This is a genomic window from Halorubellus amylolyticus, from assembly GCF_034808145.1.
Taxonomy (GTDB): Archaea; Halobacteriota; Halobacteria; order Halobacteriales; family Natrialbaceae; genus Halorubellus.
Genome location: NZ_JAXHGM010000002.1, coordinates 313,739 through 337,829 on the forward strand (window position 1 = coordinate 313,739; position 24,091 = coordinate 337,829).

Sequence of the window (24,091 nt, forward strand, 5' to 3'; positions counted from 1 at the left end):
ACGCCTCTAGTCGGCATCGACGATGATAAAGATAGGGTACGACACGCGTCGAAAATCGGGTGCGTGGCGTCGCTGTCGCGCGATTACTGACCTTCCGGTCGTTCGACGGCGACGGCGGTCTGCATGAGTTCGGAGTTGTACGCGCTACCGGCGTTCCCGGCCGCGTCGAGCACGATGACGCCAGCTTGGGCGCCCGTGAGCTCGCCGAACTCGCCGACGGCGAGGGCGGCAGCGTCGTCGGCGTCCCGGCCGGACTCGAGGTGGCGGACGGCGCGGCGCGCGAGCGTGACGCGAGCGATGTCCTCGCCGGCGCCGGTGGCGCTCGCCCCGCCGGCGGGCGCGCAGTAGAATCCGTTCCCGAGCTGGGGGACGTCGCCGACGCGCCCGGCGAGCGCGAACCACCGACCGCCGGTGGAGGTCGCGGCCGCGAGGCGGTCGCCGTCGCGCGCGACCGCACCGACGGTGTCGTGGTCGGTGTGGTCGCGCTCGGACTCGGGGTCGGCGTTCGCCCCGCCGTTCCGCCCGAAGCGGTCCGCGAGCCACGCGAGGTGCTCGCTGGGCGACCCGCTCGGCGGGTCCGCGGCCGCGTACTTCTCGCGCGTTCGCTCCGTGAAGAGGTCGCGGTCGGTGTCGACGCCGTAGTCGTCGGCGAGCGAGACGGCGTGGTCGCCGGAGACGAGGACGTGCGGCGTCTCTTCGAGGACGACGCGGGCCGCCGAGACGGCGTGCTCGACGTCGGGCATCGAGCACGCGGCGCCCGCGGCACGGTCGCTCGTCATGACGCCGGCGTCGGTGCGGACGACGCCGTCGGACTGGACGGCGCCGCCGACGCCCGCGTTGAACCGCGGGGACGATTCGAGGACGTGGATGGCCGCTTCGACCGCGTCGAGCGGTGTGGCTGCACCGGCGCCCTCGCTCGCCGCGTCGTCGAGAATCGCCTGTCGGCTCTCGGGCTCGTCGGGTGCGCTCCCCGCACCGCCGTGGACGATGACCTGCATGGATTGGCTCGCGGCCCCCCGGCGCTTAACGCTTGCCGACCGGGACGACGCGAGCCGCGGCCGGGAGGCCGTGTGTGGAACCTCCATGGCCATTGGCCCCAAAGTACTTGTTGTGTGCTAACTGTTGTCTATAACGTGATGCGGACAATACGCTTGCGACGACCGTGACGTCGTCCGCGCGACCACCGACGCAGCGGGCGGCACCCACGAACGCACCGGCGACCGCCGACCAACGGGCCTCCGACGCACGACGACCGCGGTGACGCACCTGCACCGCGGCCACCTGAACCGCACCCGAACCGGCACCCACGCAACCTCCGCGGCGAATCACCTGCGCCGCGGCCGCCCGAATCGAACGCGAACCAGCCGCCGTCGACGTCCGCGGTGAACTGCCTGCGCCGCGGCCGCTCGGACCGCTCGCACCGTCCGCAACCAACTTCGAACCGCTCGCAACCAACTTCGAACCGCCCGCGACCAGACTCCGAGACGACGCGACCCCCGCGGTGAACCACCCGCACCGCGGCCGACCGGCACCGGACATCGACCACCCCACGACGGAGACGCAGACGTCGTGGCCGACAACGCACGCATCGCGATGTCGCGGCGCAGGCCACGCCGCGACCGACCGGCACCGACCCACGACCACGTACCGCGAGTCAACCTGAACCGCCCGCACACCACCTTCCTGCTGCACCCGACAGACACGTCCCAGAGCCAGCACCGCGCAGAGTCCACCGTCGCCGCGCGCAGAGTCCATCCGTCGCTGCGTCGAGTTCGTCGCCGCGCAGAGTCCGTCGCTGGCGTGCCGAGTCTGCAGCCACCGTGTCGAGTCCGCCGCCGCCGCGCCGAATCCGTCGTCGCCGCGTCGACTCCGTCGCCGTCGACCGCACCGCGAATACTCCGGCAAAACTATCCTCCCGACCACGTCGGGAACGGCCGCGAACACGCCGACGCCGGAGGTCTCGCGGCCAAATGATAGGTCTTTTAGGCGGGTGTTCCGACCATCTAGCCGAGTATGAGCCACGAGTACGAGAAGGTCGACGTGCCGTCGGACGGCGAGGCGATCGAAGTTGTCGACGAGGACGCTGACGAGCTGGACATCCCCGAGAACCCCATCATCCCCATCATTCACGGGGACGGCATCGGGAAGGACGTCGGACCGGCCGCGCAGAAGGTCCTCACCGCCGCCGCCGAGGCGACCGGCCGAGACATCTCCTGGATGCGCGTCTACGCCGGCGAATCCGCTCGCGAGAAGTACGACGAGAACCTCCCCGAGGACACCGTTCGCGCGATCGACGAGTTCCGCGTCGCGATCAAGGGCCCGCTCACGACACCCGTCGGCGCCGGGTTCCGTAGCCTGAACGTCGCGCTCCGCCAGACGCTCGACTTCTACGCGAACGTCCGCCCGACGTACTACCTCGACGGCGTTCCCTCGCCCATGAAGAGCCCCGAGGAGATGAACATGGTGACGTTCCGGGAGAACACCGAGGACGTCTACGCCGGCATCGAGTGGGAGGCCGGCACCGACGACGTCGAGCAGGTCCGCGACTTCGTCGAGGAAGAGATGGGGAAGGACGACATCATGCACGACGGCCCGATCGGTATCGGCATCAAGCCGATCACCGAGTTCGGCTCGAAGCGCCTCGTCCGCAAGGCCATCGACTACGCCCTCGAGCACGACCGCGACAAGGTCACGCTCGTCGGCAAGGGGAACATCATGAAGTTCACCGAAGGCCAGTTCACCGAGTGGGGCATGGAAGTGGCCGACGAGGAGTACCCGGACGACGAAGTGTTCGCCGCACCGGACTCGCTCTGGGAGACCGAGGACGAGATCGACATCCCCGAGGACGCCGTCATGGTCGAATCCCGTCTCGCCGACGCGATGCTCCAGTGGATGCAGCTCCGCACCGACGAGTTCGGTGTCCTCGCGATGCCGAACCTGAACGGCGACTACCTCAGTGACGCCGCAGGCGCCCAGATCGGTGGCCTCGGCATCGCACCCGGTGCGAACTTCGGTGACGCGCGCGTCCTCGCCGAGCCCGTCCACGGCAGCGCGCCCAAGCGCGCCGGCCAGGACCAGGCGAACCCGAGCGCGCTCATCCTCTCCGGCGAACTCATGTTCGACTACATGGGCTGGAAGGACGCCGCCGACCTCGTCCGCGACGCCGTCGAGGAGACCATCTCCAGCGGCATCGTCACGTACGACTTCGCGCGCAACCTCGACGACGCCGAGAAGGTCTCCACGACCGAGTACGCCGAGGAAGTCGTCAACAACATCGAGAAGCTGTCGTAGATAGCGTTTCGTGCGCCCGGAAATCTCGGATTTCCGGGAATCTCGAACGGCTCTTGTAACCGAGCGGTCGCGGCCGCGGTTCTTCTCTCTCTTTCGTCGCGCTCGATAGCTGCCGATCCGTCAGACACGTCGTTCTCGCGCGGTTGCTCGTGTCGTGTGCGGAGTGACTGTCGGGTCGAGAGCGGGCGGAGTCCGGTAGCGGTTTGAGCGCGCGGCCGTTGTGTGTGGACGATGGACGACGCGGCCGACGCCGGTGGGTTCGAGTGGGAGTGCGAGCACTGCGGGGAGCGGACGCCGAAGCACAACCCGCCGTGCTCGAACTGCGGTGGGATGTCCTTGGAGAAGGTGCCGTTGGACGGCGAGCGCGAGGTGCGGGAGGCGGAGTCGCTCGCGGGGACGTCGCGGCGGACGGTCATCGGGTACGGCGTCGCCGGCGCGGCCGCGGTCGTCGGTGGCGGGTACTTCATCTGGGACGCCCTGACGCCGCCGACGATTCCGGACGCGCCGGGGAACGCCGAGCGCGCGGGCGGCATCTCGCTGGCGGCAGTCGAGGACGAGGTTCTCGCTGGCGTGAACGCCGAACGCGATACAGCGCTCGCCGCCGAGGGGCGCGTGGTCGAGGCGGCGCGGTACGCGACCGCGTACACGGTCGTCGAGGGCGAGTCCGGGAGTGCGCGCGAGCTGTACGGGCGACTCGACGAGTTCCGTATCGGCCGATACCAGTTCGTCCGCCGCATCCTCTCCGGCGGCGAGAGCGAGCGCGCCATCGAGGGGTTCGCGGACGCCGACGCGGTCGCGGACGCGTTCCTCCGGAACCTCCTCGGCGACGACGACGTGCGCGCGTTCCTCACGAACGAGCGCTTCGAGTACGGGAGCGCGGACGTCCACGTCGCGCCGAACGGCGACGCGTACGCGAGCGTCGTCGTCGCCAGCGGCGGTACGGGCGTGCTGTAGGAGCGAACTGACGACGGTGGACCGGTGGGTTCGACGTCGCGAACGAAACGCCTTCGGCGGTCGTCCGCGTCGGTCCGTCCATGACTGACGTACGCGTGCAGGTCGCCGACGGGGACGCGGAGCGCGAGGACGCGTTCGCGGTGCGGCGCGCGGTGTTCGTGGACGAGCAGGGCGTCGACGAGAGCCTGGAGTGGGACGACTGGGACGACGACCCGGCGACGACGCACGTCGTCGCGTACGACCGCGATCCGACGCGGGACGCGGCGGTGGAGGTCGCGGACGGCGTGCGGCCGGTGGGCGCGGCGCGACTCCGCCCGAAGGACCGGGTCGACGCCGTCGTCGGGAAGGTCGAGCGCGTCGCCGTCCTCGAGAGCTATCGCGGTACCGGTGTCGGGCGCGCGCTCATGGACGCGCTCGAGGACGCGGGCCGCGAACGCGGATTCGAGGGCTTCCTCCTGCACTCGCAGACGCGGGCCGCGGGGTTCTACGAGCGCCTCGGGTACGAGCGGTTCGGCGACGAGTTCGACGAGGCCGGCATCCCGCACGTGAAGATGCGCAAGGACGGCCCCGGGTGACCGCGCCCGGTCGCTCCCCCGCGAGCGAGGGAGGAGACTTACGCCGGTCGGGCGCGAACCCGAGCGCGTGCCGTCTCGACGCGCCCTCCTCCAGGCCGTGGCGGCGAGCGCGCCAGCGCTCGCCCAGCCGGGAACCGAGTCCGAGCCGAGCAGTGGCGACCACGCGACCGGTCCGTCCGCCGCGCCGGTAGCGAGCCCGTTGACCGTCGGTGTGGCGGTGCATCGCGTCCCGTCGATACCGGACCGCGTGTTCCGCCGGGTCGTCCGCGCGGTCGACCGCGGCGTCGAACAGGTCGCGCGGAACGCCGACCGAGAAACCGACCGGGCGATCGACCGCGACGTCGTCGCGGGCGGAACGACGTCGCAGCGGGCGATAGTGACGAACACGCGCGAGGCGGTCTACGAGTCGACGTCGGACTGGCTCGAGGAGACCGACCGCCGCGACCCGGACGCCCTCCACCTGATGCTCGTCGACGAGCCGTTCCAGCAGTCCATCGGCTACGGCGGGAACCGCTCGCACGTCAAGTACGACGCGCCGGTGTCGTACGCGAACGTCGGCGCGACCGAGCGGTGGGACGACGCCGCGGTCACGGACAACATGGCGATACACGAGGTCCTGCACGGGCTCGTGACGCCGTTCGACGCTCGCCCCGTCATCGGGCGTGGCTGCGAGCACGACCTCGGCGCGGTCGTCCCGGCGGGCGACGGCCGCGGTGCGCTCGTGACGCCGCTCGCGTCCGCGTACGCGGAGACGACCATCGGCGGCGAGACCCGGTGGCCGGGGTCGGGCTGCCTCGACCGGTTCTCGCGGGACGTCGGCTACGACCCCGAGTGGTGGGGACACACGTACGCGCTCTCGCAAGCGACGCTCGCCGCGACCGCGCGCTACCTCGGGCGAATCTGACCCGTCGCTGCGGAGCGACCGCGGCACGCGGCCGCGGCGGTCGACGCAAAACGAACCTCCGCCGTCTCGCTCCCGACACCAGCCCTCGCCGCCTCGCACGACACTAAGTACCACGCGTCCATAGCCCGAGGCATGTCCCTCCCGCGCAGGCGCGACGTGCTCGCGAGCGCCGGTGCGAGCGCGAGCGCGCTCGCCGGCTGTCTCGACCTCGGCCTCGGCGGTTCGACCGACGGCGACGCGGACGCGGTCGTCGCCCTGGAGACGGTCGCGGACGGGTTCGCGGCACCGGCTGCGGTCGCGTTCCGACCAGGCGACGACCGACCGTACGTCGTCGACCAGCCCGGCCGCGCGTACCGCGTCGACGACGACGCCCCCACGGCGGTCGCGGACCTCCGCGACCGCATGGTCTCGATAGGGAGCGGCTACACCGAGCAGGGGTTCCTCGGCCTCGCCTTCCACCCCGACGGCGACCGGGCGTACGTCCGGTACAGCGCCCCGCGTCGGCGCGGGACGCCCGAGGGCTACTCGCACACGTTCGTCCTCGACGAGGTGCCCGTCACCGGCGACGGCGCGCTCGCCGTCGACGACGAACGGACGCTCCTCGAGATACCGCAACCGCAGGGGAACCACAACGCCGGCGACCTCGCGTTCGGCCCCGACGGCCATCTCTACGTCGCGGTCGGCGACGGCGGCGGGGGCGGCGACACCGGGACCGGGCACGTCGAGGACTGGTACGACGGGAACGCCGGCGGGAACGGGCAGGACGTCACCGAGAACCTCCTCGGGAGCATCCTCCGCATCGACGTCGACGCGCGCAGTGACGGGAAGCCGTACGGAATCCCGGACGACAACCCGCTCGTCGACCGCGACGGCCGCCCGGAGCAGTACGCGTGGGGGCTCCGGAACCCGTGGCGTCTGAGCTTCGACGACGACCGCCTCGTCGTCGCGGACGTCGGCCAGAACCGCTGGGAGGAGGTGAACGTCGTCGAACGCGGCGGGAACTACGGGTGGAACGTCCGCGAGGGTCGGCACTGCTACGGCGCCGAGGACTGCCCGACGGCGACGCCCGACGGCGACCCGCTCCGCGACCCCGTCCTCGAGTACAGTCACGACGTCGGTATCGCGGTCGTCGGCGGGTACGTCTACCGCGGGACCGACGTCCCCGCACTCCAGGGACGGTACGTGTTCGCGGACTGGCGTCAGCGGCTCTTCGTCGCCGACCCCTCGGGCGACGCGTGGACGCGCGAGGACCTCGCGGTCGCCCCCGGCGGCGGGTTCGACCGGTTCGTGCTCGCGTTCGGCGAGGACCACGACGGCGAACTCTACGTCGCGACCGACGGCGACAGCGGCCCCGGCGGCGAGAGCGGGCGTCTCTCGAAGTTCGCGCCCGCCGACGCCGCCGACCGCGACCCGACCGGGACCACGGCGTCACTCACCGACGCCCTCACGAGCACCGTCGCGGACACGCCCACCCCACCGACCACCGACGACGAACCCGGCGACGACGCCGGCCAGGGCAGCGACGGCACGCCCGGGTTCGGCGCGCTCGCCGCAGTCGCCGCGCTCGCCGGCACCGCCGCTCGGCGACTCAACCGTCACTGAAAACTCACCGACGTCTCCCCCGCCGGAACGCACGCTCGCGGTCAGTCGTCGTCCGTGAACGCACCCAGCGGCGACTCGCTCGCCGACCCGTCATCGTCCGTCGCGAGCATCGCCGCCACCGCCGGCGGCATCCCGTCCACCTCGAACTCCGGGTCGAACAACTGGAGCGCGGTGTTGATAGTCGACCAGTCGTCGTCCGCGGCCGCGTCCCGGAGGCTCTTCGTCGGCGCCGACAGGAGCTGGGAGACCAGAGCGTCAGCCATCGACTCCACGACCGCCGCCTCGTCGTCGTCCAGATCGAGCTTCGACAACGCGGTCTCGACCTCCCGCGCCTTCATCCGCTCGGCGGACTCGTACATCGCCGCGATGACCTCGTCCGCGCGCTGGCGCTTGAACTGCTCGAGGAGGTTCTCCAACTCCGCGTCCACGATGCGTTCGACGGCCTCGGCGGCCTCCCGGCGGTTCTCGCGGGTCTCCTCGGTGACGTCCTCGAGCGCGTCCAGGTCGTACACCGTCACCGCGTCGATGTCGTCCGCCGCCGGATCGACGTCCCGGGGCTGCGCGAGGTCGACGACGGTCACGCCGCCGGAACCGGCGAGCACGCTCGCGTCCACGACCAGGTCGTCGCTCGACGTCGCCGACACCACCACGTCGACGCGCGAGACGACCGTGTCGACCGCCGACAACGGCACCGGCTCGGTCGGCACGTCGAGCTCGTCGACGACGTGCTCGGCGTTCGCGACGGTGCGGTTCGCGACGACGAGCCGGCCGACGCCGCGGTCCGCGAGCGCTCGCGCCGCCAGCAACCCCATCTCGCCGGCGCCGACGACGAGCGCCGTCGCGCCCTCGAGCTCGCGGTCCGCGGCGACGCGTTCGGCGGCCGCCGACCCGAGGGAGACGACGCCCTCGTTCACGTCCGTCTCCGTCCGCGCGCGCTCGCCGACGTGCACCGCCTTCAGGACCGCGTCCTCCAGGACGTCCGATATCGTCCCGACCTGCTGGGCGGTCTCCAGGGCGTCCCGGACCTGCCCGAGCACCTGGTCCTCGCCCAGGACGAGCGAATCCAGCCCCGACGCCACCCGGAGCAGGTGCGCGAGGCTCTCCTCGTGAGCCATCTCCACGCGAGCGTCGTCGCTCGCGTCCGCGCCGTACTCCGCGAGCGCCGCCCGCCCCGTGCCGGCGTCGCTCGCGCCGACGTACGCCTCCGCCCGGTTACACGTCTGGAGGACGAACGCCTCCTCGACGCCGTCGGTCGCCGCGAGCGTCCCGAGCACCGCGGCGGGGTCGCGAGTGCTCGCAGCAGCGACGTCGTCGACGCTCCCGGTGCTGTGAGTGACGCGAACGCCCGTGATGACGCCTGTGTCCTTCATTATTTGACGAGTTCGGGTGCGACGTCCGCGAGGACGTCGTCAATCAGTTGTCGTGGTTTGGCGTTACCGGTACGTAAAGTTGTCCAAACGTCCGGCGACCGCACGACGGCACGCACCACGTCACGGCGTCGCTCCGGGTCGACGCCGCGACGCTGCAGGTCCTCGCGGAGCGCGCCGGTGAGGTCGGCCATCGCGCCCGCACCGGCCACCTCGTCCTCGATACGCTCGCGGAGGTGCTTCGAGAGTGCGGGGCTGGCGCCACCGGTCGCGACCGACACGACGACGGGGTCGTCCCGCACCGTCGCGGGCACGACGACGCTCCCCGGGTCGCGCTCGCCGTGCGTGTCCGTCCGGTTCACGAGCACGCCTCGCGCTCGGGCCTCGCTCTCGACGCGCGCGTTCACGGCGCCGTCGTCGGTCGCCGCCACCGCCAGCGCGGGGTCGACGCGGTCGAACCACGCGGCGACGTCGTCGAGCGCGACCTCGCTCCGGACGCGCTCGGCGCCGCCGAAGTCCGCGTCCGCGAACGCCGGCGAGACGACGACGACGTCCGCCTCCGCCGCGAACCGACGCGCCTTCCGCGCACCGACCGCGCCGCCGCCGACGACGAGCACGCGCTCACCGGCGAAGTCGTGATAGAGCGGGAGCATCAGATTACCTCGACGCGTCCGTGTTCGCGTCCGCACGTTCGTCCAGCCGGATACCGGTCTTCTTCAGGATGCGCGTCGAGAACAGCGTGTCCCAGTCCTCGTCGGTCACGTCCCAGTACTCGCTCATGACCTCGCGGACCTGCTCGACGCGCTCGGCGCTCTCCGCCTCGCTGCGGCCGTGGGTCATCGCGAAGAAGTTGTACGGCCACACGCCCTCGTGACGCGGGCGCTCGTAGCAGTGCGTGACGAACTCCAGGCTCGCGACCTCCGGGCCGACCTCGTCGACGAGGTCGTCGGGGACGTTCCACACGGTCATCCCGTTCTCCGTGTACCCGAGCGCGTAGTGGTTCGGGACCACGCCCACGCGTCGGACCTTCCCCTCGACCTCGAACCGCCGGAGGGTCTCGAGTACCCACTGGACGTCGACGTCGAGCGTCTCGGCGACGTCCCGGTACGGCGACGACGTCACCGGCAGCCCGCCCTGGACCTCAAGCACGAGGTCGCGCTCCTCCGGCGTCAACGTCCCTCGCCCGGACGGCTCCGGGTTCGGCCCCAGACAGGAGAGGTCGATGTCGCCCTCCGGGACCGGCCCATCGACGAGGAACTTCGCCTCCACGCGGAACTCCGTCTGCTTCGGGAGGTTGTACGTCTCCTGGCCGGTCTCCGCCTCGATGTCCGCGAGTACCTCGTCGACGCGCTCCGGGTCCGCGACCGACACGACGAACCACACGTTCAGATGCGGGTGCTCGCGCTCGTAGTTGTGCGCGACCTCCCGATGCGAGTTCACCGCCTCGACGACCTCGTCGAACCGGTCGGCGGGCGCGTGCATCGCGACGAGCGTCGCCGCGCCCCCAATCTCCTGAGCGTTCACGAGCGGCCCGAACCGCGACAGCACGCCCTCCTCGTCGAGGGTCCGCACCCGCGCGAGCAACTCGTCGGCGTCGACGTCGATGGCGCGCTCGCGGAGCGCCGCCGCCGCCGACTCGAACGGCCGCTCCACGACGGGGAACCCGCCCTGGAACGCGTTCACGACCGTGCGATCCACGTCGTCCAGCTCGTAGTCGACGTCTCCCCGTCCCATTTGCTAGGCGCTCGGGTCCGCGAGCGTATAAGAGACCCGGGTCTTCCGAGCCCGTGAAAACCAGGCGCTCGCTGCGCCGTCGACGCCGAACCGCGCCGCGGCGGGACAAGATACGTAACCCTGCCTCGCGACGTTCCGGGCGATGCCCTCCAGCAGTTCGCTCCCCGCGACGCGGCGACGCGTCCTCCGGGCGCTCGCGGGCGCCACCACCGTCGCCGCGGGCGGCGCGACCGCCGGCTGTCTCGACGGCTTCCGGTCGCGGGTCGCGCGTCCCGGTATCGCCTGGCCCGGGTTCATGGGTGGCCCGGGTCGGACCGCGTGGCGCGACGCAGCCACCGGCCCGACGACCGCGCCCGGCGAAGCCGCTCGCTGGGAGTTCGACAACGGCGTCGTCTCGACGCACGTCCCCAATCCCGCCGTCGCCGACGGCGTCGCGTACGTCGCGACGCCCTGGAGCGACGCCGACGCCGAGGAGAACCGGCTCACGGTCGCCGCCGTCGACGTCGCGAGTGCGTCGGCGCGCTGGACGACGACCGTCCCCACCAGCGCGACCGCCATCGAACCGCCCGGCGCGACCGCGGTCACCGACGACCTCGTCCTCGCCGGGAGCGTCTACGCCGCCGTCGCGCTCGAGCGCGAGACCGGCGACGTCCGCTGGCGTACCGACCACGGCCTCCCGATGCCCGCCGTCCGCGGCGACGGCGTGCTCGCCCTCGGCCGCGCCGAAGCCGACGAGCACGCGTTCGCGTGGCTCGACCGCGACGACGGCAGCGTCCAGTGGACGATCCCGTTCGACCTCTTCGAGGACGGGCGACCGGTCGGCCGGACGCCGGTCGCGAGCGTCGACGCCGAGCGCGCGTACGTCCTGCAACGCGACCGCCTCGTCGCGTTCGAGCGCGGGACCGGCGACGAGACGTGGACGCACCGGTTCGACGCCACCGACGCGACGCCCAGTCACCGCGCCGCGGCCGTCAGGGACGGCCGGGCGTACGTCGCACTGAGTCGGCCGTCGACCGGTCGGGGCGACGACGAACGCGCCCCGAGCCGTGTCGTCGCGCTCGATACCACGACCGGCAACGCAGCGTGGACTCGCCGGGTCGGCACGACCGACGCGACGTACGCGGCGTCCAACCCCGCGGTCGGCCCCGGCGTCGTCCTCGTCGCCGGGAGCGACGGCCCCGAACCCGACGATTCGAGCGACGACGCCGATACCCCTCCCGAGAGCGTCGTCGTCGCGCTCGACGCTCGCTCGGGCGACGTCCGCTGGCGCCTCGACGTCGACGACCCGCTCGGCCGGACGCTCCTCGTCGACGGCACCCGCGCCTACGTCGCTCGAACGGGTCCGAGACAAGCCAGCGTCACCCAGTCCGCCGTTCACGCCATCTCCATTCCCGACCGGGCGACCGCGTGGCGGACCAGCCCCCGGACCGGCGACGTCCCGCTCGCGGCCATCGGGTCCGGCCACTCGCTGCTCGGCGCCGACCGCCGCGAAGCCGATCTCCGGACCTACCGCTGACCGCACGACGCTCGCAGCGGCCGCTGCCGAACCTGGTCGACGTCCTGGAACGAGAACCGACCGCTTATTCGTCGCCGCGGACGCCCGTCACGTCGAACCCGAGGTCCTCGATGCCAGCGACGATGGCGTCGTGGTCGGCCTCGGCGAGGTAGTACATGACGATGTCGAAGCTCCCCTGGCGGAGGAGCTGCTGGCACTCCCACACGAACGCCTCGTCGTCGATCGTCAATCCCTGATGCTGGTTCGAGGAGAAGTCCGTGTCGTCGTTCCCGCTCTCGACGTACACGTCCTCGGGGTCGTGCCCGCTGTGTTCGGCGATCACGTCCGCGGCGTCGAGCGTCGCCTGCATCATCTGGACGTCCGCCTGTCCGTCGTACTCGGTGTGGACGACGACACCGTTCAGTTCCACGTCGCCGGGTTCGAGCAGCGCCTTCGTCCGCCGATAGAGGTCGTCGTCGAGCGTCTCGCTCATGTCCCGGACGTTTCGCGGCCGCGAGTAAACGCTTCACGATTCCGCGCCGACGACCGGCGGCGGCACGACCGAACGCCGACGCCGTCGCTGTCGACCGTGAGGACCGGGACGCCCGGCGAGCGCGAGGCGCTCGGGGCGTCGAAAAATATCGCAGTCCGCTTCGCGAGAGGAGACGAGAGACCGCCGCCGCCCGGAACCGCTACCGCAACTGGTGGGGAACCGACTTAGAGGCGCTCGAGGTTCTCGGCGCGCGGGCCCTTGTCGGCCTGCACGATGTCGAACTCGACCTCCTGACCCTCTTCCAGGTCCGGACCGCCGATGTCCTCCATGTGGAAGAACACGTCCTCGTCGGATTCGTCAGTATCGATGAAACCGTAGCCACCAGTGTCGTTGAAGAAGTCAACCTCGCCTTTCGCCATTGCAATCGAACCGAATACGTCCTCGTACATAAAACTGTCCGATAGCGTGAGACCGTCGCGTTCGGGTTCGAGACGCCCGAAGCGGCGTGCTCGACGCGCGTCCGCGGTCCTCGATGAGGTGCGAGGACCGTCGTCCGGACGCCCGAGTCGACCACCTCCCGAGACGCTCGCCGGGACCGCGTCGTCGAGGTCGGCGTCGCCGTCAAGCAGAAGACACATATCCGCGGTCGAATAGGATGCTAACAGATGCGAGCGTGGCTTCGCGAACGCGTACGAGCGGGGTACGAGCACTTGCTCCGCCGGGAGATATCGGGCTCGCCGACGCACGTCGCCGTCATCATGGACGGGAACCGCCGGTACGCCCGAAAGCAGGGCGAGGACGCCCCCGACGGGCATCGAGCGGGTGCGCAGACGACCGAGGAGATACTGTCGTGGTGCCAGGACCTCGGCGTCGAGGAGTTGACGCTGTACGCGTTCTCGACGGAGAACTTCGACCGGCCGGCCGAGGAACGCGAGCCGTTGTTCGACCTGGTCTCGGAGAAGCTCCGGGAGTTCGGGAACGCGAAGGCAGTGCACGAGAACGAGGTGTGCGTGCGCGCGATAGGCGACCGCGGGATGCTCCCCGAGCGCGTACGGTCGTCGGCGCGGTACGCGGAGGAGCAGACGCGTGGCTACGACGGGTTCGTGTTGAACGTCGCGCTCGCGTACGGGGGTCGGAACGAGCTCCTGCACGCCGCGCGTGGCGTCGTCGACGACGTCGCCGCGGGCGAGTTGGACGCCGGCGACGTCGACGTCGCGACCGTCGAGGACCGGCTCTACGGTTGTCCGGTGCGGGACGTCGACCTCATCATCCGGACGGGCGGTGACGAGCGGACGTCGAACTTCCTGCCGTGGCACGCGAACGGGAACGAGGCGGCGGTGTTCTTCTGTGCGCCGTACTGGCCGGAGTTCTCGAAGATCGACTTCCTGCGCGCCATCCGCACGTACGAGAACCGCGAGCAGTCCTGGCGGCGGACGCGCGCTCGCCGGGCGCTGGCGCTCGTTCGCGCGTTCGGGAACGCCGAACTGGAGGAGGCCAGACGGGTCGTCGACCGGTTCCGGGACGCGCTCCCGAAGCGCGAGCGCGCGGACGCCGAGGAGGTCGCGGCGACCGAACCCGCGGACTGACTGTCGCGGCGACCGAACCCGCGACCGAGTTGGGCGACCGAACCCGCGGCCTGCTCGGTGTGCGTGGGCCGGCGCCGTCAGTCGCGGAGCGAGAGTGCGACGAGGACGCCACCGGCGAGCGCGAGCGCCGCACCGGTCGGTGACGCGGTCGTGGGGGCTCGTGCGAGGAGCGCCGCGGCGAGTGCGGCGACGGCGCAGACGGCGAGCGTCCACGCCGTCCGGCGTCCTTCGAGCGCCGCGGTGTCGGCGCCCGGGGCGTGCGCGTGCAGGGAGACGGTTCGCTCCCCGGCGTCGTACGCGACGACGACGAGGACGACCCCGGCGAGGACGGCGAGGTCCCCGAGACCCGTGAGGACGCCGGCGAGCGTCGCGGCCAGCAGCGCGAGCGAGCCGGCGCGCCGCGCTCGCGGTCGGTCCCGGAGGACGCCAGTGACGTGCGCGACCGCGCCGACGGCGGCGATGGCCGTCGTCCACGCGGCGGTGGCGGCGACCGCGACCGCGAGCGCGTCCGCACCGACCGCGAGCACCAGTCCCGGACGCGTCGCGTTCGCCCGGTTCGATTCGCTCTCGGCGCCGCTCGCGCTGGCGTCGGGTCGCCCGTCGCGGTCGGTCGAGTCGGTCCGGGTCACGTCGTCCACCCCGCGCGGTCGAGGGCGGTCTCGAGCGGTTCGTCCGCCCAGTCGACGACCGCGACCCCGCGTCGGCGGAGCGCCCGGAGGCGCGCGCGGCGTTCGAGCGCGGCGAGCCGGTCGCCGGCGGCCTCGGTCGACGTCGGGTCCGGACTGCAGACGCCGACGGCGTGGCCGGCGGCGGCGAGACGCGTCGCGGCGTCGGCGACCGCGTCGTCGCACGCGGGCGTGCAGAGACAGACCTGTGCGCCCCGCGGCAGGCGCGCTCGGACGGCGGCGGCGAGCGCGCGCCCGTCCGCCGCGAGCGGTTCGGGCGCGGTCGAGACTCCGGGAATGCCGTCGAGGAACGCACGGACGCGGTGGGCGTGCTCGCGGCCGACGCCGGGGTCGAGCGTCGGATAGCCCGGTGCGAGCGCGACGACGCCGACGTGCGCGAGGTCGGCTCCGCCGGCGACGCGGCGCGCGGCGTCGACCCCGCGGCGGATGGCGCTCTCGGCGTCGGCGTCGGGCGCGAGGTGCGCGCGTTCGCGGGCGTCGACGACGAGCACGACCGTCGGCGCGCGACGCTCACGGTACCTGACGGTCGCGAGGTCGCCGGTGCGCGCGTACCGCCGCCAGTCGACGCGCGCCGCCGGGTCGCCCCGCCGGTACTCGCGGACGGACTCGAACGCGAGGCCGTCGCCGGCGTCGTCGCTCGGCCGACGACCGGGGCGACCGCGGGCGGGCGGGGCGACGGTGACGGCGTCGCCGTCCGGGAGGGGTGCGGTCGGCGCCACCGTCGTCTCCTCGACGGCGACGCGGCCGGCGACCGCGACGCTCCCGGTCGCGTCGTGGACCGCGACGAACGGGTCGTCGAAGGCGTGCTCGCCGGCCGGAATCACGGCCTCGTACGCCGTCGTCGCGACCCCGCCCGGTTCGAGCGCGGTCGCGAGCGCCCGGCTGCCGTCGACGACCTCGACGCCGTCCGGTGGCGCGTCGACGACGCGGACGTCCGCGAGTCCGACGTCGCCCGCGTTCGTCGCCCGGAGCTCGACGGTCACCGTCTCGCCGGGGGCCGGGTCGGCCGGCCGAACGTTCCGGTCGACGACTATCGCCGGCTCGGGCGACGCGGCGGCGTGCCCGACCGCGGGCACGACGGCGACGACGACCGCCGCGAGGAGGAGGACGGGCGTCCCGGCGAGCGCGCCGACCGCGGCGACGACCGCTGCGACCGCGAGCGCACCGCGATACCGACCGGTCCGCGTCGTCTCGAACGCCGTCGCCTCCGCCGTCCTCGCGTCGTCCGGCGGACCGGTGCGGGCGTCCAGCGAGCCGGCGGTCATGCGTCGGCCTCCAGGCGGTCGAGTTCGGCGAGCGCACGGCGGACGCGTCGCGCGTACGGCGGGTCGCCCGAGCGCAGCGCGGCGAGCTGGTCGCGCGCTGACAGCGCGGGGACGGGCCCGTCGACGAAACAGGCCGCGGCCGTCGGGTCGTCGGTCCACGAACCGCTCGCGAGCCACTCGCGCGCGGTCGGCTCGTCGACGTCGCGTTTCGCGACGAGGACGTCCACCGCGAGCGCCTCCAGGCGGTCGTGGAGTTCGCGCCGGCCGTCGTCCTCGTCCGCGCGCCGTCCGACGACGCGGAGGTCGTCGAGCGCTCGCCGCGCGCCCGCACCGGGGCGTCGCGGCCGCGCCTGCTCTGGCGGCTCGGCGACGCCGCGTTCGCCGTCGACTCGCGCGTCGCGGGAGAGCGCGACGCCGGCGACGGCCGCGGCGAGCACGGCGACCGCGAGGAACGCGTACGCGCCACCCGGGAGGACCGGGCCGCCGACGCCGGCGAGACGTGCGACGCCGAGGGATAGACAGGTCGCGCCCGCCGCGAACAGCGCTCGGTTCACGCCCCGCCACCTCCGGACGCGCGACCGTCGGTCTCCCCATTGCTCCCGTCGCGCGCTGGTTCCTCGGTCCGGTCGTCGTCGACGTCTCCGCCGTCGTTGGCGACCGCTCGCGCCGCCAGCGACCGCGCGCGCTCGCCCTCGGGAGCCGGGTCGACGTCGCCGTACCGGACGCGCTCGAACAGCTCGGTCAGTCGCTCGAACGCGTTCGCGTCGACGCGCTCGGTCGCACGCAGGAACTCGCGGGGCGTCCGCGCGCCGGGCGCCGGCATCGACACCGACGCGACGGCGCGCTGCCAGGCGCGCGCCACCTCGTTCGACGCCCGGCGCGTCGCCGGATGCACGTCCACGGCCCGCGGTCCGGTCGCGTCCGCGTCGTCCCGTCCGGGGTCGCCATCGACCGACTCGGGCTCGCGTGGCGACTGCTCGTCGCGGCCGAACGCACGCCAGGCAGTCACCACCACCGCCAGCGCGAGGACGCCCGCGAGCCCGACCCCGAGCGGTCCGCCGACCACGGACGACGCCGCGTCCGCGACCGACGACAGCACGTCCACCGTCGCGGGGCGGAACCACGCGTAGCTCGCCGCCGCGACCGCGACGACGCCCGCCGCGACCGCGACGGTGCGACGCGCCGTCGGCACGAAGACGTACCCGACCGCGAGCGCGAGTGCGACGACCGCCACCAGCAACCGGTCGCGCGTCGCACCCGACACCGGGTTCTCGACACCCGGCTCGCCGCTGCCGTTACCGGCCGCGTCGCTCGGAGGCCGACCGTCGTCCGGCCCGTCACCGCCGCTCGCAGCGGGCGCACCGCCCGACGACGGCAGCGACCCCGCGGCGAGACCGAACGCCACCACGAGCAGCACCGCAGCGAGGACCGTCCGCGTCCGAAGCATACCTTCTGCTTCGCCCACCACCCACCTAAACCACCCCCGGCGTTTTCGGAGCGAGCAAACGCGACCGGGGTGGCGCGCCCCAATGATTATGCCGCCCGCACTCGATTGATGGCGCATGGCAGACGTCCTGGCAGACGACGAGGTCGAGGAGCGACTCCCGGAGGGCTGGTCGATGGACGAGGACGAGATCGTTCGGACGTTCGAGTTCGACGACTACATGAAGGGCGTGAACTTCGCGCAGCTGACCGGCGAGATCGCCGAAGCGCAGTACCACCACCCCGAGATCCGCATCCGCTACAAGGAGGTGGAGGTGCGCGTCACCAGTCACGAGGAGGGCGGTATCACGGAGAAGGACATCGAGATGGCGGAGATCCTCAACAACGAGACCGCCTGAGTACCGCGGGGAGCGACCGATGGACTGACAGAGCGATGGACGGCGCGTACGTGTTCCGGGTGCGGTTCCACGTCGAGACGAGCGACGCCGTGACCGTCGCTCCGGGTTCGTTCGAGACGACGCTCCGGTACCGCGCGCCGGACCCGGGCGCGGACGGCTGGCTGTTCTTCCGGGACAACCTGTGGCGTGGCGAGGTGAACGACCGCGAGCACGCGCGTCGGTTCGTCGAGGACGAACTCGGCGTGCCGGTGGACGACGTCGACTTCCGGAGTCTCCGCGCGGACCGCGAGTACGTCGACGCGCTCCGCGAGGCCGTCGCCGACGACCTGTCCGCGTTCAACGCCGCGTCCGTGGACGCGGCCGTCTCGAAGTACCTCGGGAGCAGTATCGACGTCGTCGACGACCCCTGGTCGTAGCGCCGCGGTGATGCCAACCCCTGGTCGTAGCCCTGCGACGACGCTGACCCCGAAGACACTTATTGGTCGGCGCACCTAGTTGTTCCCTCAGATGGTCGCCGAATCGTACGACTTCTGGCTGTTCGACCTCGACGGCACGCTCGTGGACGCCGAGTGGGCGTACACGCGCGACGTCTTCGACCGCGTCGGCGACCGCCTCGGTCGCGCGTTCAGCGACCGCGAGGCGTACGTGCTCTGGCACGGCCTCACGGGCGCACGCAACGAGCAACTGGCCGCGTGGGGCGTCGACCCCGAGGCGTTCTGGCCGGCGTTCCACGCCGAGGAGGACGCCCAGACTCGCGCCGAGCACACGTTCCTGCACGAGGACGCGCGATTCGTCGGCGACCTCGACCGTCCCGTCGGGCTCGTCACGCACTGCCAGCGGTTCCTCGCCGAGCCCGTCCTCGACCACCTCGACGTCGCGGACTGGTTCGACGTCGTCGTCTGCTGCGACGACGACACCGGCTGGAAGCCCGACCGTGCGCCCGTCGACCTCGCGCGCGCTGGCCTCGGCGTCGACGCGGACGACGGCGGCGTGCTCGCCGGTGACGGCAGCAACGACGTCGGCGCGGCGTGGAACGCCGGCCTGGACGCCATCCACGTCGAACGCCACGGCTACGAGCGTCGCGGGCACTGCGTGCGCGGCGACCACCGCGTCCCGCACTTCGGCGCGCTCGACGGCGTCGACGCCACCGGTTCTCCCGACGGCACCGGCGCTCCCGACGCCGACAGTCACCTCCCCGCGTTCGACGACTGACGGCCGACGCACCCGGGGGCCGCGTCGACTGACCGCCGACCCGCCGGTCCGCCCGCGTCCCCGGACCACGTCCGCGCCTCACGCGACGGGGTCGGCCATCGCGGACGCGCGAACGCGAGTCTCGCCGCACTCCGGGCAGTGCACGCTCGACATGTCCGCCTTCGTCGACTCGAACGTCGCCTCGCAGTTCGGACACCAGTACTCGTACGTGCGTTCCTCGCTCCCGAACAACCCCTTCAGTCGGTCCACGAGTGACATGCGTATCGTCCGCATCTACCACGGACCGCGACTTAACCTCCGACGACCGGTCACGCCAGTTCACTCCGGTACGCGTCGATTACGCGGGGGAAACCCGCGACTACGTCACCGACGCGCGGTCGTCGCAGCGTCGAACGGCACCGCGCGAGCGAACGCCGCGACGACGAGACGACCGCCGTCGTGCGAACCGTTGTCGAACCGCTACCCGTGGGTTTTTCGACCCCGAGCACCTACGGCCGTCCATGTCCGCGCTCCGAGAGGCGTTCGCCGACCTCCCCGACGCCGTGTTCGCAGACCTGCTCGAGAGCGACGACGGGTACCTGCTCGTCGTCGACCTCCCCGGCGTCACCGCCGACACGCTCGACGTCGTCGCACGCGACGGCCGCGTCTCCATCGAAGCGCGACGCGAGAAGGCGGTTCCCGGTGAGTACCGGTACGAGCGCGAGGACCGCTCGCTGTTCCTCGACGTCGACCTCCCGCTCCCGCCGGACGCCAACCCCGACGCGGCCGACGCCGAGCTCGCGCGGGGCGTCCTCGAACTCGCCATCCCGAAACGCACGGAGACCGACGAGACCCGCATCGAGATCCGGGACGCCTGACTCGAGGTGAGAAAGGCTGGTCAACCTACGGGCGTACTGGCGCTTCCTCGTCGTCGCACGCCAGTTCCTGCCACTCCTGTTCGCGTACGCTCGCGACCGCCGGCGCTTCCTCCTGTTCGGTAGCGGTCGACAGGTCGACGAAGCGACCCAGGTCGACCGTGCCGAGCACCTGCTGGACTCGCTCCTGAAGCTCGGCCCGACGTTCATCAAGCTCGGCCAGCTCCTGTCCACCCGGCCGGACGTCCTCCCGCCGGCGTACATCGAGGTGCTGGCGTCGCTCCAGGACGACGTCCCGCCCGCCGACTGGGCCGACGCGAAGCAGGTCCTCGAAGCCGAGGTCGGCCCCATCGACGAGGCGTTCGCCGACTTCGAGACCGACCCCATCAGCGGGGCGAGCCTCGGCCAGGTGTACCGCGCGACCGTGAACGGCGACGACGTCGCCGTGAAGATCCGGCGCCCGGGCGTCGAGGACCTCGTCGAAGCGGACCTCCGCGTCATCCGCTGGAGCCTCCCCATCCTCCTCTACTTCGTCAGCGACGCGCAGGCGTTCAGTCTGGAGAACCTCGCCGACGAGTTCGCGAAGACCATCCGCGAGGAGATGGACTACGAGCGCGAGGCGCGGATGCTCGAAGAGATCAAGCTGAACTTCCAGGAGAGCGACGAGATACGCATCCCGGCGGTCGTCGACAGCCACTCGGGGCCGCGCGTCCTCACAATGGAGTACCTCCCGGGTACGAAAATCAACGACGTCGACGAACTCGACGCGCGAGGGATCGACCGGCAGCAGGTCGCCGAGAACCTCGAGCGCGCGTACCTCCAGATGATCATCGACGACGGCGTGTTCCACGCGGACCCGCACCCGGGGAACCTCGCGGTGCTCGACGACGGCGCCATCGTCTTCTACGACTTCGGGATGAGCGGGCGCGTGGACGAGTTCGTCCAGGACCGCATCGTGGAGTTCTACGTCGCGATCGCGAACCAGGACATCGACGCGATCCTCGACTCGCTGATCGCGATGGGGACGCTCAGTCCGGAGGCGAACCGCGACGTCATGGGTGACGTGATGGAGCTCGCCATCGCGGACGCCCGCGGCGAGGCCATCGAGCAGTACCGCGTCCAGCAGATCATCGGCCAGATAGAGGACTCCATCTACGAGTTCCCGTTCCGGCTCCCGCCGAACCTCGCGCTCGTCCTCCGCGTCGCGACGGTCGTCGAGGGCGTCTGCGTGACGCTCGACTCGTCGTTCGACTTCATCGAGACGGCGACGACGTACCTCACCGAGCAAGGGTATCGCGAGGAGACCGTCCGCCAGTACCTCTCGGATGCCGGCGACCAGTTCCAGGACGCGGCGCAGTCGCTCGTGCGCGTCCCACCGAAGTTGGAGGACACGCTCGACACCGCCCAGCGCGGGAACCTCACGGTGCAGGTCGAGCTCGGCGACGAAAAGGGCGTCATCGACCAGCTCGCACGCCGCATCGTCTCCGGGCTCGTGTTCGGGTTCAGTCTGCTGTCGACGGCGTACCTCTACCAGGGCGGTGCGCTGTACGCGACCGCGGTCTCCGCCGTCATCGGGCTGGGCGGGGCTTTCCTCCTCTGGCGGTCGTTCCGCTCGAAGTCCGGTATCCGGGCGAGCCCGCAGTTCACGCGCCAGGAGATGAATAAACGACGCGGCGACGACTGATTCTCCGCGGAGAACGGCCGGGAACGACCGACTGCTTCGACGGACGGGTCGACGGCCGTCGCGGCGTTCCAAACCGTTTATAGCCACGTGGGAAGAACGGCCGTGCATGGCTACGCAGCAGCAGGAAGTTCGCGACCTTCAGGAGGGCTCGTACGTCATGCTGGACGACGCTCCCTGTAAGATCAACGCGTACTCGACCGCAAAGCCCGGCAAGCACGGTAGCGCGAAGGCGCGCGTCGAAGCCGTCGGCGTCTTCGACGGGAAGAAGCGCTCGATGAGCCAGCCCGTCGACCAGAAGTGCTGGGTGCCGATCATCGAACGGAAGCAGGGTCAGGTCGTGTCCGTGGAGTCGGAGACGGTCGTTCAGGTCATGGACCTGGAGACGTACGACACGTTCTCGATGAAGGTCCCCGAGGAGCAGGAGCTCGACCCCGACGACGAGATCGAGTTCCTCGAGTTCGAAGGCCAGCGGAAGATCCTCTGAGGGCGAGTCGAGGATGTTCCCGGGTGCGGGCGTCGACCGCGAGGACGCCGCGTTCGTCGTCGTCGGCGCGCCGCTGGACGCGTCGACGTCGTTCCAGCCCGGGACGCGATTCGGGCCCGACCGCGTCCGTCGGTACGCGCGCGGGTTCGACGATTACGACCACGCGACCGGCACGCACTTCTCGGATTGCGACGTCGCCGACCACGGTGACGTCCGCGCGTGGGACGACGCCGGCGAGTACCTCGAGTACCTCGAGGGCGTCTGTACGGATGTGGTGTGGGACGACGCCGTCCCGGTGGTCGTCGGTGGCGAGCACACGGTGAGCGTCGCGGGCGTTCGTGCGGTCGACCCGGACGTGTTCGTGTGCCTGGACGCGCACCTCGACCTCAAGGAGTCGTTCGACGGGAACGCGTTGAGTCACGCGACGGTGACGCGGCACGCGCTCGACGTGGCCGACCGTGCGGTCGTCCTCGGTGCGCGTGCGGGGAGCGAGGCGGAGTACGAGCGCGCGAGCGAGGGCGACGTCGAGGTCGTGCCGCCCGAGGCGGTCCCGGCGTGGGAGCCGTCGTTCGCCGCCGACGACTCGGTGTACCTGTCCGTGGACGTGGACGCCGCCGACCCGGCGTTCGCGCCGGGGACGGGGACGCCGGAGCCGTTCGGGTTGACGAGCCGCGAGTGCCGCGACGCGGTGCGTGCGGTCGCGGCGACCGGGCGCGTCGCGGGGTTCGACGTCGTCGAGGTGAACGACCGCGACGACGGGCAGGCGGCGACGCTCGGCGCGAAGCTCCTGCGGGCGTTCGTCCACGAGGCCGCCGCGGCGACCGGACCGGACTGATAGACGGTGCCGGTCGCCGACGGCCGACGTGTCTGCAGGTGGGAACGTCGGGCCCGTTCTCGGCGTGGTCCTAACCTGTTGTGTAAGTCAGTTATTTCCGAACAGCCCGCTAACCACTATACGGAGAGACGCCACCTGCGCGGGGTCCTCGCCGGAGAACACACGATGCACGACGAACACGTCAAGGAAGGGAAAGCCATCCAGCGAGAGACGGGGAAGACCTTCCATATCGCGACGCGATTGCTCCCCGAACGCATCAGGCACCCGACGTACGTCCTCTACGGGTTCTTCCGTATCGCGGACGAGGTCGTCGACGACCCGGACGGGTTGTCGCGCGAGGAGCAGTCCCGACGCCTCGAGGAGCTGCGCGCGCAAGCGCTCGGCGAGGAACCCGCGGACGACCCCGTGCTGGAGGCGTTCGCGGAACTGTGCGAGACGTACGAGATCGACGACGCGTGGGTGAACGAGTTCGTGGACGCGATGGCGACGGACATCGACACGGACCGCTACGAGACGTACGCCGACCTCGAGGACTACATGCGCGGGTCGGCGGCCGCGGTCGGCGTGATGATGACGGACATCATGCACCTCGACGAGGAGGCCTACGAGCAGGCGTTACCGCACGCCATCAAGCTCGGCGAGGCGTTCCAGCTGTCGAACTTCGTGCGGGACGTCCACGAGGACGTCGTGGAGCGCGACCGCGTGTACCTCCCGGAAGCGACGCTGGAACGGTGCGGTGCGGACGTCGCGGACGTGAAGGACCTCGAGTTCACGCCGGAGATCCAGGACGCCATCGCGGCGGAGACCGCTCGCGCCGACGAGCTGTACCGGGAGGGCGTCGCCGGCATCCGGTACCTCCCGGAGGACTGCCAGCTTGCGGTCCTCCTGGCGGCGGTCCTGTACGCGGAGCATCACCGCGTCGTCCGCAAGCGCGACTACGACACCGTCACCGTCGACGTGGACCTGCCGACGTGGCGGAAGCTCTGGTGCCTGGTGCGGACGCGCTGGCACTGGCAGTGGAACAAGGACCCGGAGGCGGTGTTCCGGCGCGTGTCCGCGGTGCCGTACGACGACCGGCACGCCGACGACCACCACGAGGAGGGCGCGAGCGGGTCGGACCACGACGGGCGCGGCGCGCTCGGGCGCGTTCGCGGTTGGCTGCCGTCCTGGTAGCGTCACGGACCGCCCCGTCGAGCTATACGGGCTTGTTCATGCGGACGACTGGAATA

26 protein-coding genes and 1 pseudogene are annotated in these 24,091 nt (G+C 71.5%); 15 read left to right on the forward strand and 12 right to left on the reverse strand.

The genetic code is table 11. The features are described from left to right. Nucleotides 1-83: 83 nt before the first annotated feature. Nucleotides 84-998: an isoaspartyl peptidase/L-asparaginase gene (locus tag SM754_RS07290; protein ID WP_323675566.1), complete on the reverse strand. Its 915-nt coding sequence runs from the start codon at nucleotides 996-998 to the stop codon at nucleotides 84-86. Nucleotides 999-2,013: 1,015 nt separating this feature from the next. Between SM754_RS07290 and icd the strand changes: the two genes are divergently transcribed. The 5 genes and pseudogenes from icd to SM754_RS07315 form a co-directional block, all read left to right on the forward strand. After that, nucleotides 2,014-3,291 carry an NADP-dependent isocitrate dehydrogenase gene (gene icd / locus SM754_RS07295; RefSeq protein ID WP_323675567.1) on the forward strand — a complete coding sequence of 426 codons (1,278 nt, stop codon included), beginning with the start codon at nucleotides 2,014-2,016 and terminating at the stop codon, nucleotides 3,289-3,291. Nucleotides 3,292-3,522: 231 nt separating this feature from the next. Beyond that, on the forward strand, nucleotides 3,523-4,245 hold the full coding sequence (locus SM754_RS07300) for a hypothetical protein (protein WP_323675568.1): 723 nt from the start codon (nucleotides 3,523-3,525) through the stop codon (nucleotides 4,243-4,245). 80 nt (nucleotides 4,246-4,325) lie between these two features. Beyond that, nucleotides 4,326-4,820, forward strand: coding sequence for a GNAT family N-acetyltransferase (locus tag SM754_RS07305; RefSeq protein WP_323675569.1), 495 nt, complete (start codon nucleotides 4,326-4,328; stop codon nucleotides 4,818-4,820). Between the two features lie 67 nt (nucleotides 4,821-4,887). Further along, complete coding sequence (locus SM754_RS07310) at nucleotides 4,888-5,724, forward strand: hypothetical protein (RefSeq protein WP_323675570.1); 837 nt, start codon at nucleotides 4,888-4,890, stop codon at nucleotides 5,722-5,724. A 132-nt stretch (nucleotides 5,725-5,856) separates the two neighbouring features. Further along, nucleotides 5,857-7,116 (forward strand): annotated as a pseudogene (locus tag SM754_RS07315) (PQQ-dependent sugar dehydrogenase); the annotation flags it as partial. A 251-nt stretch (nucleotides 7,117-7,367) separates the two neighbouring features. On the opposite strand, the gene hemA reads toward SM754_RS07315, so the two are convergent. The 3 genes from hemA to ahbB are packed head-to-tail and all read right to left on the reverse strand — an operon-like array spanning nucleotide 7,368 to nucleotide 10,427. Then, on the reverse strand, nucleotides 7,368-8,696 hold the full coding sequence (hemA, locus tag SM754_RS07320; protein ID WP_323675572.1) for a glutamyl-tRNA reductase: 1,329 nt from the start codon (nucleotides 8,694-8,696) through the stop codon (nucleotides 7,368-7,370). Continuing rightward, entirely contained in the window at nucleotides 8,696-9,346 is a 651-nt protein-coding gene (locus SM754_RS07325) for a precorrin-2 dehydrogenase/sirohydrochlorin ferrochelatase family protein (RefSeq protein WP_323675573.1), read from the reverse strand. The genes hemA and SM754_RS07325 overlap by 1 nt, the downstream gene beginning before the upstream one ends. Before the next feature lie 4 nt (nucleotides 9,347-9,350). Beyond that, entirely contained in the window at nucleotides 9,351-10,427 is a 1,077-nt protein-coding gene (gene ahbB / locus SM754_RS07330) for a siroheme decarboxylase subunit beta (protein WP_323675574.1), read from the reverse strand. A 142-nt stretch (nucleotides 10,428-10,569) separates the two neighbouring features. On the opposite strand from ahbB, the gene SM754_RS07335 reads away from it, so the two are divergent. After that, nucleotides 10,570-11,943, forward strand: a complete 1,374-nt coding sequence (locus tag SM754_RS07335; RefSeq protein WP_323675575.1) for an outer membrane protein assembly factor BamB family protein — start codon at nucleotides 10,570-10,572, stop codon at nucleotides 11,941-11,943. A gap of 64 nt (nucleotides 11,944-12,007) precedes the next feature. Here the strand turns inward: SM754_RS07335 and SM754_RS07340 are convergent, their stop codons facing one another. Beyond that, complete coding sequence (locus SM754_RS07340; protein WP_323675576.1) at nucleotides 12,008-12,415, reverse strand: DUF5778 family protein; 408 nt, start codon at nucleotides 12,413-12,415, stop codon at nucleotides 12,008-12,010. Between the two features lie 224 nt (nucleotides 12,416-12,639). Beyond that, entirely contained in the window at nucleotides 12,640-12,834 is a 195-nt protein-coding gene (locus SM754_RS07345; protein ID WP_227133609.1) for a cold-shock protein, read from the reverse strand. 246 nt (nucleotides 12,835-13,080) lie between these two features. Between SM754_RS07345 and uppS the strand changes: the two genes are divergently transcribed. Beyond that, the gene (gene uppS, locus SM754_RS07350) at nucleotides 13,081-14,001 is read left to right on the forward strand and encodes a polyprenyl diphosphate synthase (protein WP_323675577.1); all 921 of its coding nucleotides are present in this window, start codon (nucleotides 13,081-13,083) and stop codon (nucleotides 13,999-14,001) included. A 77-nt stretch (nucleotides 14,002-14,078) separates the two neighbouring features. Here uppS and SM754_RS07355 read toward each other — a convergent pair whose 3' ends face one another. Genes SM754_RS07355 through SM754_RS07370 form a run of 4 tightly spaced genes read right to left on the reverse strand, consistent with a single transcriptional unit; the run spans nucleotide 14,079 to nucleotide 17,399 of the window. Next, nucleotides 14,079-14,630 carry a DUF7519 family protein gene (locus SM754_RS07355; RefSeq protein ID WP_323675578.1) on the reverse strand — a complete coding sequence of 184 codons (552 nt, stop codon included), beginning with the start codon at nucleotides 14,628-14,630 and terminating at the stop codon, nucleotides 14,079-14,081. Next, nucleotides 14,627-15,952, reverse strand: coding sequence for a DUF58 domain-containing protein (locus SM754_RS07360; protein ID WP_323675579.1), 1,326 nt, complete (start codon nucleotides 15,950-15,952; stop codon nucleotides 14,627-14,629). Before SM754_RS07360 ends, SM754_RS07355 begins: the two co-directional genes overlap by 4 nt. Continuing rightward, nucleotides 15,949-16,506, reverse strand: a complete 558-nt coding sequence (locus SM754_RS07365; RefSeq protein WP_323675580.1) for a DUF7269 family protein — start codon at nucleotides 16,504-16,506, stop codon at nucleotides 15,949-15,951. The genes SM754_RS07360 and SM754_RS07365 overlap by 4 nt, the downstream gene beginning before the upstream one ends. Continuing rightward, nucleotides 16,503-17,399 carry a DUF4129 domain-containing protein gene (locus SM754_RS07370; protein WP_323675581.1) on the reverse strand — a complete coding sequence of 299 codons (897 nt, stop codon included), beginning with the start codon at nucleotides 17,397-17,399 and terminating at the stop codon, nucleotides 16,503-16,505. Before SM754_RS07370 ends, SM754_RS07365 begins: the two co-directional genes overlap by 4 nt. 115 nt (nucleotides 17,400-17,514) lie before the next feature. Between SM754_RS07370 and SM754_RS07375 the strand changes: the two genes are divergently transcribed. The 3 genes from SM754_RS07375 (at nucleotide 17,515) to SM754_RS07385 (ending at nucleotide 19,005) form a co-directional block, all read left to right on the forward strand. Then, nucleotides 17,515-17,793: a 4a-hydroxytetrahydrobiopterin dehydratase gene (locus SM754_RS07375; RefSeq protein WP_323675582.1), complete on the forward strand. Its 279-nt coding sequence runs from the start codon at nucleotides 17,515-17,517 to the stop codon at nucleotides 17,791-17,793. Between the two features lie 35 nt (nucleotides 17,794-17,828). Further along, a complete protein-coding gene (gene lwrS / locus SM754_RS07380; RefSeq protein WP_323675583.1) occupies nucleotides 17,829-18,209 on the forward strand; it encodes an LWR-salt protein in 381 nt (126 codons plus the stop codon). A gap of 91 nt (nucleotides 18,210-18,300) precedes the next feature. Further along, nucleotides 18,301-19,005, forward strand: coding sequence for an HAD family hydrolase (locus SM754_RS07385; protein ID WP_323675584.1), 705 nt, complete (start codon nucleotides 18,301-18,303; stop codon nucleotides 19,003-19,005). A 78-nt stretch (nucleotides 19,006-19,083) separates the two neighbouring features. Here the strand turns inward: SM754_RS07385 and SM754_RS07390 are convergent, their stop codons facing one another. Then, nucleotides 19,084-19,263, reverse strand: coding sequence for an FmdB family zinc ribbon protein (locus tag SM754_RS07390; RefSeq protein WP_323675585.1), 180 nt, complete (start codon nucleotides 19,261-19,263; stop codon nucleotides 19,084-19,086). 242 nt (nucleotides 19,264-19,505) lie between these two features. On the opposite strand from SM754_RS07390, the gene SM754_RS07395 reads away from it, so the two are divergent. Then, nucleotides 19,506-19,862: an Hsp20/alpha crystallin family protein gene (locus tag SM754_RS07395; RefSeq protein ID WP_323675586.1), complete on the forward strand. Its 357-nt coding sequence runs from the start codon at nucleotides 19,506-19,508 to the stop codon at nucleotides 19,860-19,862. Between the two features lie 25 nt (nucleotides 19,863-19,887). On the opposite strand, the gene SM754_RS07400 is transcribed toward SM754_RS07395, so the two are convergent. Continuing rightward, a complete protein-coding gene (locus tag SM754_RS07400) occupies nucleotides 19,888-20,031 on the reverse strand; it encodes a hypothetical protein (RefSeq protein WP_323675587.1) in 144 nt (47 codons plus the stop codon). Between SM754_RS07400 and SM754_RS07405 the strand changes: the two genes are divergently transcribed. From SM754_RS07405 to SM754_RS07420, 4 genes are all read left to right on the forward strand, one after another. Further along, entirely contained in the window at nucleotides 19,975-21,543 is a 1,569-nt protein-coding gene (locus tag SM754_RS07405; RefSeq protein ID WP_501993767.1) for an ABC1 kinase family protein, read from the forward strand. The two genes, SM754_RS07400 and SM754_RS07405, sit on opposite strands and share 57 nt — an antisense overlap. Before the next feature lie 106 nt (nucleotides 21,544-21,649). Further along, on the forward strand, nucleotides 21,650-22,027 hold the full coding sequence (locus tag SM754_RS07410) for a translation initiation factor IF-5A (RefSeq protein WP_323675589.1): 378 nt from the start codon (nucleotides 21,650-21,652) through the stop codon (nucleotides 22,025-22,027). Nucleotides 22,028-22,040: 13 nt separating this feature from the next. Beyond that, entirely contained in the window at nucleotides 22,041-22,862 is an 822-nt protein-coding gene (speB, locus tag SM754_RS07415) for an agmatinase (RefSeq protein WP_323675590.1), read from the forward strand. A gap of 165 nt (nucleotides 22,863-23,027) precedes the next feature. Continuing rightward, the gene (locus SM754_RS07420; protein ID WP_323675591.1) at nucleotides 23,028-24,035 is read left to right on the forward strand and encodes a phytoene/squalene synthase family protein; all 1,008 of its coding nucleotides are present in this window, start codon (nucleotides 23,028-23,030) and stop codon (nucleotides 24,033-24,035) included. Nucleotides 24,036-24,091 lie beyond the last annotated feature (56 nt).

Bases quoted from the DNA above. Each gene is read 5' to 3' on its own strand.
- SM754_RS07290 (WP_323675566.1), bottom strand. From the start codon at position 998: ATGCAGGTCATCGTCCACGGCGGTGCGGGGAGCGCACCCGACGAGCCC.
- icd (WP_323675567.1), top strand. From the start codon at position 2,014: ATGAGCCACGAGTACGAGAAGGTCGACGTGCCGTCGGACGGCGAGGCG.
- SM754_RS07300 (WP_323675568.1), top strand. From the start codon at position 3,523: ATGGACGACGCGGCCGACGCCGGTGGGTTCGAGTGGGAGTGCGAGCAC.
- SM754_RS07305 (WP_323675569.1), top strand. From the start codon at position 4,326: ATGACTGACGTACGCGTGCAGGTCGCCGACGGGGACGCGGAGCGCGAG.
- hemA (WP_323675572.1), bottom strand. From the start codon at position 8,696: ATGAAGGACACAGGCGTCATCACGGGCGTTCGCGTCACTCACAGCACC.
- SM754_RS07325 (WP_323675573.1), bottom strand. From the start codon at position 9,346: ATGCTCCCGCTCTATCACGACTTCGCCGGTGAGCGCGTGCTCGTCGTC.
- ahbB (WP_323675574.1), bottom strand. From the start codon at position 10,427: ATGGGACGGGGAGACGTCGACTACGAGCTGGACGACGTGGATCGCACG.
- SM754_RS07335 (WP_323675575.1), top strand. From the start codon at position 10,570: ATGCCCTCCAGCAGTTCGCTCCCCGCGACGCGGCGACGCGTCCTCCGG.
- SM754_RS07340 (WP_323675576.1), bottom strand. From the start codon at position 12,415: ATGAGCGAGACGCTCGACGACGACCTCTATCGGCGGACGAAGGCGCTG.
- SM754_RS07345 (WP_227133609.1), bottom strand. From the start codon at position 12,834: ATGGCGAAAGGCGAGGTTGACTTCTTCAACGACACTGGTGGCTACGGT.
- uppS (WP_323675577.1), top strand. From the start codon at position 13,081: ATGCGAGCGTGGCTTCGCGAACGCGTACGAGCGGGGTACGAGCACTTG.
- SM754_RS07360 (WP_323675579.1), bottom strand. From the start codon at position 15,952: ATGACCGCCGGCTCGCTGGACGCCCGCACCGGTCCGCCGGACGACGCG.
- SM754_RS07370 (WP_323675581.1), bottom strand. From the start codon at position 17,399: ATGCTTCGGACGCGGACGGTCCTCGCTGCGGTGCTGCTCGTGGTGGCG.
- SM754_RS07375 (WP_323675582.1), top strand. From the start codon at position 17,515: ATGGCAGACGTCCTGGCAGACGACGAGGTCGAGGAGCGACTCCCGGAG.
- lwrS (WP_323675583.1), top strand. From the start codon at position 17,829: ATGGACGGCGCGTACGTGTTCCGGGTGCGGTTCCACGTCGAGACGAGC.
- SM754_RS07385 (WP_323675584.1), top strand. From the start codon at position 18,301: ATGGTCGCCGAATCGTACGACTTCTGGCTGTTCGACCTCGACGGCACG.
- SM754_RS07390 (WP_323675585.1), bottom strand. From the start codon at position 19,263: ATGTCACTCGTGGACCGACTGAAGGGGTTGTTCGGGAGCGAGGAACGC.
- SM754_RS07395 (WP_323675586.1), top strand. From the start codon at position 19,506: ATGTCCGCGCTCCGAGAGGCGTTCGCCGACCTCCCCGACGCCGTGTTC.
- SM754_RS07410 (WP_323675589.1), top strand. From the start codon at position 21,650: ATGGCTACGCAGCAGCAGGAAGTTCGCGACCTTCAGGAGGGCTCGTAC.
- speB (WP_323675590.1), top strand. From the start codon at position 22,041: ATGTTCCCGGGTGCGGGCGTCGACCGCGAGGACGCCGCGTTCGTCGTC.
- SM754_RS07420 (WP_323675591.1), top strand. From the start codon at position 23,028: ATGCACGACGAACACGTCAAGGAAGGGAAAGCCATCCAGCGAGAGACG.